The organism is Mesorhizobium sp. M1E.F.Ca.ET.041.01.1.1 (assembly GCF_003997355.1).
Classification (GTDB): Bacteria; Pseudomonadota; Alphaproteobacteria; order Rhizobiales; family Rhizobiaceae; genus Mesorhizobium.
The window spans coordinates 1-1755 of sequence record NZ_RZSL01000900.1 but is presented as its reverse complement, the minus strand read 5'-3'; the positions used below and the strand labels follow the sequence as shown (position 1 = coordinate 1755).

Sequence of the window (1755 nt, the reverse complement as noted above, 5' to 3'; positions counted from 1 at the left end):
CCACACCGCCGATAAATATGCCTGGGACCTTTTCGTGCTCTGCGGCAACCCCAAGGACGCCAAGGTCGGCGCCACCTTCCACCCCGATACGTCGGACAATGGCTGGTTCGTCTGCCCCGACAACATCACCTTCGATCCAGCCGGCCGGCTGTGGGTGGCGACCGACGGCGCCAACGACTTCGACCTTCCGGACGGCGTCTATGGCGTCGACACCGAGGGCGCGGCGCGCGGCTTGCCGAAACTGCTCTTCACCTGCCCGCATGGCGCCGAGGCGACCGGCCCCTGTTTCACGCCAGACGGCACGACGCTGTTCCTCTCGGTCCAACACCCCTCGGAGGATGCCGAGACGCTCGACAAGGCCGAGACGCTGTGGCCCGACTTCAAGGACGGCCAGCCGCCACGCCCGTCGGTCGTAGCCATCCGCCGCAAGGACGGTCAGCCGGTCGGCGCCTAAGGTTGTCGGGCATTTGCAAAAAAGGGCGCGGAACCCCGATTTGGGTCCCGCGCCAGCAGGCAGTCGGGAGGACGAAAGCAATCCAGGAAAAGTGCGTAGCGGTTTTCCGTCCGGAATTGCTTCAAAACAAATAACTGGAGCGGGTCGGCGATGAACGCCGAACCGCTCTAGATGCTTTTCGCCGACATTTGCGTGGCGATGTAGTCGGCCTGTCGGATAGCCAACGAGACGATGGTGAGCGTCGGATTTTCCGCGCCGCCCGTGGTGAACTGGCTGCCGTCCGACACGAACAGGTTCTTGATGTCGTGCGTCTGGCCATGCTTGTTGACGACGCCGTCGCCCGCCTTCTCGCTCATCCGGTTGGTGCCGAGATTATGGGTCGAGGGATAGGGCGGCGTCGGGAAGGTTCGCGTGGCGCCGACAGCAGCATATAGAGCCTGGCCCTGTTTGTAGGCGTGATCACGCATCGCCGTGTCGTTGGCATGGTCGTCGAAATGGACGTCTGCGATCGGCATGCCGTGCTCGTCCTTTTCGTCCTTGTGCAGCGTGATGCGGTTCTCCTCGCGCGGCATGTCCTCGCCGACAATCCACAGCCCCGCCATACGGTCGTAGTGATCGAGCGCGGTCGTGAAGGAGCGGCCCCAGCCGCCCGGATTGAGGAAGGCCGCCATGAACGGCAGGCCGAGCGACAGCGTCTCCATCTCATAGCCGCCGACGAAGCCGCGCGAAGGATCGTGGCGCGCCTCGTCGCGGATGATGCCGGCCATGGTGGTGCCGCGATACATGTGCACCGGCTTGTCGAAGACGGCATAGACCGAGCCGGTCGTGTGGCGCATGTAGTTCTTGCCCACCTGCCCCGATGAATTGGCAAGCCCATGCGGGAACTTGCTCGATTCGGAGTTGAGCAGCAGGCGCGGGCTCTCGATCGAATTGCCGGCGACGGCGACGATGCGCGCCTTCTGCTCCTGCAGCTTGCCGTCCTTGTCGGCATAGACGACGCCGGTCACCTTGCCGCTGGCGTCGTGGTTGATCTTGATCACCATGGAGTTCGGCCGCACCTCGAGATGGCCGGTCGCCTCGCCCTTCGGGATCTCGGTATAGAGCGTCGACCATTTTGCGCCCCACTTGCAGCCCTGGAAGCAGAAGCCCGTCTGCTGGCAGGAATTGCGGTCGTCGCGCTGCACCGAATTGATCGCCATGTTGCCGGTGTGGCATTCCTTGTAGCCGAGCTTGTCGGCGCCGGCCTTGAGCACCTTGAAATTGTTGTTGCCCGGCAGCCGTGGCCAGTTGTTGGTGCCCGT

The 1755-nt window shown here is 63.7% G+C and carries 2 protein-coding genes; one reads left to right on the top strand and one right to left on the bottom strand.

Annotation, left to right across the window (positions count from 1 at the left end; genetic code table 11):
- Positions 1-454, top strand: a 454-nt coding sequence (locus EOA38_RS35650) for an alkaline phosphatase PhoX (protein ID WP_127301423.1), incomplete at its 5' end; no start/stop codon positions are given.
- Positions 455-621: 167 nt separating this feature from the next.
- Here the strand turns inward: EOA38_RS35650 and EOA38_RS35645 are convergent.
- Positions 622-1755 (bottom strand): GMC family oxidoreductase (locus tag EOA38_RS35645; protein ID WP_145966256.1); only part of this gene is annotated, 1134 nt, incomplete at its 5' end.